This window comes from Sulfuricaulis sp., from assembly GCF_049587675.1.
Taxonomy (GTDB): domain Bacteria; phylum Pseudomonadota; class Gammaproteobacteria; order Acidiferrobacterales; family Sulfurifustaceae; genus Sulfuricaulis.
On the sequence record NZ_JBAVEJ010000160.1, the window covers coordinates 1 to 7,050 of the forward strand.

General features: G+C 58.0%; 7 protein-coding genes and 1 pseudogene. 1 reads left to right on the top strand and 7 read right to left on the bottom strand.

Annotated elements, in window-relative coordinates; translation table 11 throughout:
- The first annotated feature begins 94 nt into the window (after nucleotides 1-94).
- Nucleotides 95-541 carry a universal stress protein gene (locus tag WB402_RS08310; protein ID WP_424206798.1) on the top strand — a complete coding sequence of 149 codons (447 nt, stop codon included), beginning with the start codon at nucleotides 95-97 and terminating at the stop codon, nucleotides 539-541.
- 1 nt (nucleotide 542) lies between these two features.
- Here the strand turns inward: WB402_RS08310 and ftsB are convergent, their stop codons facing one another.
- The 7 genes and pseudogenes from ftsB to WB402_RS08345 all read right to left on the bottom strand — a co-directional run.
- Nucleotides 543-866 (bottom strand): cell division protein FtsB, encoded by a 324-nt coding sequence (ftsB, locus tag WB402_RS08315; RefSeq protein WP_424206800.1) that lies wholly within the window; start codon nucleotides 864-866, stop codon nucleotides 543-545.
- A 116-nt stretch (nucleotides 867-982) separates the two neighbouring features.
- Nucleotides 983-2,278 (bottom strand): phosphopyruvate hydratase, encoded by a 1,296-nt coding sequence (eno, locus tag WB402_RS08320; RefSeq protein WP_424206802.1) that lies wholly within the window; start codon nucleotides 2,276-2,278, stop codon nucleotides 983-985.
- Between the two features lie 126 nt (nucleotides 2,279-2,404).
- On the bottom strand, nucleotides 2,405-3,250 hold the full coding sequence (gene kdsA, locus WB402_RS08325) for a 3-deoxy-8-phosphooctulonate synthase (protein ID WP_424206804.1): 846 nt from the start codon (nucleotides 3,248-3,250) through the stop codon (nucleotides 2,405-2,407).
- A complete protein-coding gene (locus WB402_RS08330) occupies nucleotides 3,247-4,902 on the bottom strand; it encodes a CTP synthase (protein ID WP_424206806.1) in 1,656 nt (551 codons plus the stop codon). The genes kdsA and WB402_RS08330 overlap by 4 nt, the downstream gene beginning before the upstream one ends.
- A gap of 141 nt (nucleotides 4,903-5,043) precedes the next feature.
- Complete coding sequence (locus WB402_RS08335) at nucleotides 5,044-5,778, bottom strand: methyltransferase family protein (RefSeq protein ID WP_424206808.1); 735 nt, start codon at nucleotides 5,776-5,778, stop codon at nucleotides 5,044-5,046.
- A gap of 4 nt (nucleotides 5,779-5,782) precedes the next feature.
- Nucleotides 5,783-6,505, bottom strand: coding sequence for a carboxy-S-adenosyl-L-methionine synthase CmoA (cmoA, locus tag WB402_RS08340; RefSeq protein ID WP_424206810.1), 723 nt, complete (start codon nucleotides 6,503-6,505; stop codon nucleotides 5,783-5,785).
- A 408-nt stretch (nucleotides 6,506-6,913) separates the two neighbouring features.
- Nucleotides 6,914-7,050, bottom strand: a pseudogene (locus tag WB402_RS08345) (OmpA family protein); the annotation flags it as partial.

The following is a 7,050-nucleotide window of genomic DNA, read 5'->3' on the forward strand; positions in this document are numbered from 1 at the left end:
CTGAAAATGGCCATGCTGGCCCTGATCCCCCTGGTGGTGGGCACCGGCCGCACCCACGGCACCAACGACAAAATAGCCGAACCGACAGATAACGGTGACACATATAGTAGTGGCAATCGACGGTTCAGCGGCCTCGCAAGAGGCCCTGAACCAGGCTGCCACTATCGCCCGTCAGAGTCATGCCGATCTGACGGGCGTTTTTGTCATCGACAGCCAATGGCCGGACTTCATCGGCAACGACTGGCAGTCTTCCAAGGGCGCGCGTCAGGGATTTCTCGACTACATCAGGGAAGAGCAGGAGCAGCAGGCCGAGGCGGCGCGGAAGCAATTCGAAACCACCGTCAATGGCATGCCGGCGGCGATATTTTCCGTGGAAGCGGGCGATCCGGCGGAGGTGGTGCTGCAACTCGCCAGCAAGCCTTCCATCGACCTGCTGGTGCTGAGCCGGCGGGTGTTTCAGGTCAGCGGGCGGCCGAGCCTCAAGACCCTGGGCGAAAGACTGGGCAGAAAAGCGACCCGACCGTTTCTGCTGTATCCGTGATTCAAGGTTTCGGTTTTTTATCCGCCGGCGGTATTTTGTCGCGCGGCTGTTCGATCACCTGAAAGAAAACTTCACCCTTCTTCACCATCCCGAGTTCCGTCCGGGCGCGTTCTTCGATCGCCGCCAGCCCCTGCTTGAGATCGTTCACGTCGGCTTCGAGTGCCTGATTCCGGTCCTTCAACTGGGCGTTTTCCTGTTCCTGTGCGGCAATCTCGCGGTTGAGTCGCCAGACAGCAACTACACCGCCGCTGCCGAACCATAGCGGGTATTGCAGCAGCACCAGTATCGCTAACAGGACATAGGTGGCGATTTTCACGAACTTCATTCTAGTTCATTACCGCCCAATCGAAAGGTCGTAGTCCGGATGGAGCGCAGCGCAATCCGGGATTTCAATGCGATTTCCCGGGTTTCGGCCTTAAAGGCCTGCACCCGGGCTACATTTCAGTTTTTTAACATCGGGAACGCGCGGCGTCCGGGATAGACAGCCGCGGAACCCAGTTCTTCCTCGATGCCCAGCAGCCGGTTGTACTTGGCCACGCGGTCGGAGCGCGACAGCGAGCCGGTTTTGATCTGCCCGCAGCCGGTGGCGACCGCCAGATCGGCGATAAACGTGTCCTCGGTCTCGCCTGAGCGGTGCGAGATGACGGACGTGTAACCGGCCTGGCGCGCCATGGCGATGGCCGCGAGGGTCTCGGTCAGAGTACCGATCTGATTGACCTTGATAAGAATCGAATTCGCGACGCCCCGCTTGATGCCCTGCTCGAGAATTTTTGTGTTGGTGACGAAAATATCATCGCCCACGATCTGAATATTTTTGCCGAGCTTTTTTGTCATCATCTCCCAGCCGACCCAGTCGCTCTCAGCACAACAATCTTCGAGATTGATGATGGGATATTTGCTGACCCAGCTGGCGAGCATGTCGGCAAGCTGTTCGGCGGTAAGGCTGGCGTGTTCGGATTCCAGTTCGTACTTACCATTTTTGAAGAATTCGGAACTGGCCGCGTCAATGCCGAGACACACTTCAGCGCCCGGCTTATAGCCGGCCTTCTCGATGCTTTGCACGATTACCTGCAAGGCCGCTTCGTTGGATTGGAGATTCGGGGCAAACCCGCCCTCGTCGCCCACGGCCGTGTTGAGCTTCATGCCGTGCAGCACTTTTTTCAGCGCATGAAATACCTCGGCGCCGCAGCGCAGCGCCTCGGCAAATGTCGCGGCGCCCACCGGCAGAATCATGAATTCCTGGATATCGATGTTGTTGTCGGCATGTGCGCCGCCATTGATGATGTTCATCATCGGCACCGGCAACTGCATCGGCACGCCTCCCCCCAGGCCGTTGAGGTAACGGTAGAGCGGCTGCCTGGTCTCGGCCGCCGTCGCGCGCACACACGCAAGCGACACCGCGAGCATGGCATTGGCGCCGAGGCGGGATTTGTTTTCCGTGCCGTCGAGATCAATCATGGTGCGATCGATAGCCGCCTGATCGTTCGCCTCCTTGCCGAGCAGCGCCTGGCGTATTTCGCCATTGACGTTGGCGCAAGCCTTTTTTACGCCCTTGCCGCCATAACGCCGGGCGTCGCCGTCGCGCAGCTCAATGGCCTCACGGCTGCCCGTGGAGGCACCGGAGGGCACGGCGGCGCGACCGACGGCGCCTGACTTCAGGGTGACATCCGCTTCGACAGTGGGATTCCCGCGCGAATCCAGGATTTCGCGTGCATGCACATCAACGATCGTCGTCATGATTTTATTTTCTAGAAAAAGGGCGAATAGAAAGGATTAACAGGATTTCACAGGATGTAAGAGAATTTCTTTAATCCCGTGCGATTTCAGTATTCTCCGCGTATTCCACGATCTCTGCGGTGAAATCTATTTCGATGGCAAAGCCATTTCGGCAAAACCTTGCTTCTTTACACAACTGTCCAGTTCCTTGAGGGTCTGCAACAGATCCCCCATGCGTCCGAGCGGCCAGGCGTTCGGTCCGTCGGAGAGTGCCTTGTCCGGATCAGGATGGGTTTCCATGAACAAGCCCGCGACGCCGGTCGCGACCGCGGCACGCGCCAGCACCGGCACAAACTCACGCTGACCGCCGCTCTTGGTGCCCTGCCCGCCGGGCAGCTGCACCGAGTGCGTGGCGTCGAACACCACCGGGCATCCGGTTTCGCGCATGATCGCGAGCGAGCGCATGTCCGACACCAGGTTATTGTAACCGAAAGACACGCCGCGTTCGCACACCATAATGCGATCCTTGCCGCCGGCTTCGACTGCCTTGTCCACGACGTTCTTCATGTCGTGCGGCGAGAGGAACTGGCCCTTCTTGATGTTCACTGGCTTGCCAGCCGCGACCACGGCGCGGATGAAATCCGTCTGCCGGCAGAGGAAAGCCGGCGTTTGCAGCACGTCCACGGCCGCGGCAACGGCGTCGATGTCCTCGGCCTCATGCACATCGGTCAGCACCGGCACGCCAATCTGTTTCCGTACCTTGGCCAGAATCGCCAGCCCCTGCTCCATGCCGAGACCGCGATACGACTTCGACGAACTGCGATTGGCCTTGTCGTAGGACGATTTGTAGATAAACGGAATGCCGAGGCTCCGGGTGATTTCCTTGAGCTGACCGGCCGTGTCCAGTGCCAGTGCTTCGGATTCAATCACGCACGGCCCGGCAATGAGGAAAAACGGCCGGTCGAGATCGGCCTCGAAACCGCAAAGTTTCATGTGGTGGCCGCCTGCGGTCGCGCAACCGCCTGGGCATGGCGCGCCCGCGCGGCCTGCACGTAACCGGTGAACAGCGGATGTCCGTCACGCGGCGTGGAGGTAAATTCCGGATGGAACTGAACGCCGACGAACCAGGGGTGATCCGCCAGTTCGATAATTTCTACCAGCGTGCCGTCCACGGATGTGCCGGCAACCACCAAGCCCTTCTCCGGCAGACTCTCACGATACTGGTTGTTGAATTCGTAGCGGTGGCGATGACGCTCGACGATGGAATCTTTGCCGTACAGTCCGCGCACATGCGTCCCTGGCATCAGCTTGCATTCTTGACCACCCAGACGCATGGTACCGCCGAGATCACCACCGGCGTTGCGTTTTTCCTTGCCACCTTCCGAGGTGGTCCATTCGGTGATCATGGCGATCACCGGGTGCGGTGTTTTGGGATTGAATTCGGTGCTATGGGCGCCCTTCAGACCCGCGACGTTACGCGCATACTCGATCACGGCGACCTGCATCCCGAGGCAAATGCCGAGATAGGGAATACCTTTGGTGCGCGCATAGTGGGCGGCCTTGATCTTGCCTTCGATCCCGCGCTCGCCGAAACCGCCCGGCACCAGGATCGCGTCGACGTCTTCGAGCTGGGCCGTGCCTTGAGTTTCAATCTGTTCGGAATCCACGTAACGGATGTTGACGCGCGTGAGCGTATGCAGGCCGGCGTGCTTGAGCGCCTCCGACAGCGACTTGTAGGATTCAGTGAGATGCACGTATTTTCCGACCATCGCAACCGTAATCGTGTCGGTGGCATGCTCCATGGCGTGCACCACCTTGTCCCATTCGGCGAGATTGGCCTTGCGCGCATTGAGATGCAGCTTCTCCACCACGATCTCGTCCAGACCCTGCTCGTGCAGCAGTCGCGGAATCTTGTAGATATTGTCCACGTCGATAGCGGATATGACGGCGCGCGTGGGGACATTGGTGAACAGAGCGATCTTGCGGCGTTCGTCCTCGGGCAACGGGCGTTCCGCGCGGCACAGCAGGATATCCGGCTGTATGCCGAGCGACAGCAGTTCCTTGACCGAGTGCTGGGTGGGCTTGGTTTTGAGTTCGCCTGCCGCCGCAATGTACGGCACAAGGGTCAGGTGCAGATACACGACATTGCTCTGTCCCTGCTCCACACCCATCTGGCGGATCGCTTCGAGGAACGGTTGCGATTCGATGTCACCGACCGTGCCGCCGATCTCGACCAGGGCCACATCGGCATCGCTCGCGCCCAGCTGGATGCAGCGTTTGATCTCGTCCGTGATATGGGGGATGACCTGCACGGTCGCGCCCAGATAATCTCCGCGTCGTTCCTTGCGGATGACGTTTTCATATATCTTTCCGGTGGTGAAATTGTTGCGCTTCGTCATCGTAGTGCGCACGAAACGCTCGTAGTGCCCGAGATCGAGATCGGTCTCGGCGCCGTCTTGCGTGACGTACACTTCGCCGTGCTGATACGGACTCATGGTGCCCGGATCGACGTTAATATAGGGGTCCAGCTTGAGAAGAGTGACCTTGAGGCCGCGCGCTTCGAGGAGGGTGCCCAGCGAGGCGGAGGCGATTCCTTTGCCCAGAGAGGACACCACACCGCCAGTCACAAAAACGAATTTTGTCATTTCATCCCGTTTAGCAGGAGGTGGGTACTGCTGCAGAACGGAAACACAAGCTACCAGATGGCAGCGGTTTTCACAACTGTTTTATTCCAACAACCAATACAACCGCGGCGAGGGAACCGGCTGTCCGGGCGCACGGGCTGTTTACGCCGTGGTCGGAGCCTCTTCAAGCCGACCCGTCTTCTTGAGTACCCGCGCGATTATGTAGGCGAGCGTGAGCACGGCCATTACTCCAGCCAGGAAGCGCACTTCGGTCACGGCGTCCGGTCCTTCGATGCGGTGAACCGTATACATGCGATATCCCACCGCCGCCATCAGCCATCCAAAAGTGGTGCCGTGCTCCTTACTCACGACACGTTTCCAGCTGAAAGACATATCGGCTACCGATTCCCGGAACCCTTTCCAGTTCGGCCAAAGCCGATTCACGCGGCGACAATAATCTTCGTACTCCGCGCCGAATTTGCCCCGCAGGTAGTTCTCTTCCGCCGCGATGATGGCGGCGTACATGAACAAGAAGAATGGTATGTAAACCATATATACTACGGGTACGCTCAAGATGAGCGTTAATCCCATCATGATCAGGATGTTGCCGACATACAACGGATTGCGGCTGTGGGAGAAAACTCCACCTTGTACAAGCCGGTCCGCGTACACAGTCTTGTTCTTCCCGCCGCGGCGGATGTAGTCGTAGCCTATCGTCAGTATGCGCAGCGCCTGTCCCAGTAACGCGATCATAAAGCCCGCCACATCGAGCGCGATATCGAAGGTTCGGCTGCCGGCTGGATACAGAGGTTCGACAAAGAACACCGTGGCAACGAGCACTAACATCACTAAAGCACCGCGATAGTGAAAGAAAAAGTTTCCAAACGCGGTGAGCATGGGTCTATTTTACTGCCAGAAATCCGGCAAAGTTGTACCATTTGTAGAACATGTCGGTGTGGGAAAATCCGTTGCTGCGAAGCAGCGCGAGATTCTCGTCCACCCGGTAGGGAATCAAAACGTTCTCCAGTGCCTCGCGCTTCTTGGCGATCTCCGTCTCGGAATAACCATTGCGCTTTTTCATCTCGTAGTAATAATTGATAAACATCCGGTTGAACATTGAGTCGTTGCCGAGCACCTTCTCGACCAGGATAAGGCAGCCATTCTCGTTCAGCCCCGCGTGAATCCTGCGTAGCACGAGATCCCGGAAGAGCGGCCGGACGAACTGGAGCGTGAGGTTCAGGACAATCACCGAGGCGTTCTTGATATCACAATCACCGTTGAGGTCCGCGCAGACGGTCCGGTGCGGTCTCGTGTCACCGAGCGACTTGAAACGCCGCTCCGCCCGTTCAAGCATGGGAGCCGAATAATCCACACCGACAAAGGTCACGTCCTTCTTGATCGCTCCCATCAGGCTCTGCAGCGTGATCCCCGTCGAGCAACCCAGGTCATACACATTTGTTCCGCTCACGGCGAATTCATTGGCCAGCTCCCCGATCATGCGCTGCAGCTCGCTGTAAAGCGGGATGCTGCGGTCGAGCATGTCGTCGAACACCTCGGCCGTCTTTTCCCCGAAATCGAAGTCAGTTACCGCATGGTCCGACTTGTCGAAAAGTTTGTCTCGCATAGTCCAGCATTACCTCTATTATTTCATTTCGTTAATCACGCAAAGCCGGCTGACGTGATTGCAGAAACGAACTCTCCTGCATACTTTCCTGTACTGGCGTTCGTTGATGCACATGGATTTTTGTCCGGTCTGGCCTGTGCCTGGGTTGGTCGGACGTCATGGCAGAATATATAATAAGGATATCGTGCTGCGTTCTTAGCGGCAAGACTAACCGAACCTTCGTGCGATCAGACGCACACGGTCAAAACCATACGCTCAACACTTACAGCTTCCCGCGGGCGATGCGGACGACACCCGGCGCCGAAAAGTTACGTCGCATTCCGAAGGAAGCTCAGATTATGTCATTCCGCTCGCCCTAAGCCCTTGAAAGGCTCAGGCCAAAGCCAGTAATAACGTGGACAAGCTCCCCTACTTCGCCGTGCCGGTGACTTCCACCTCGACGCGGCGATTCTTGGCGCGGCCCGCGGCGGTCTTGTTATCGGCGATCGGCTTGTCTTCGCCCATGCCGCTGACTTCCATCTTGCTGGCATCGGCGCCGAGACTGA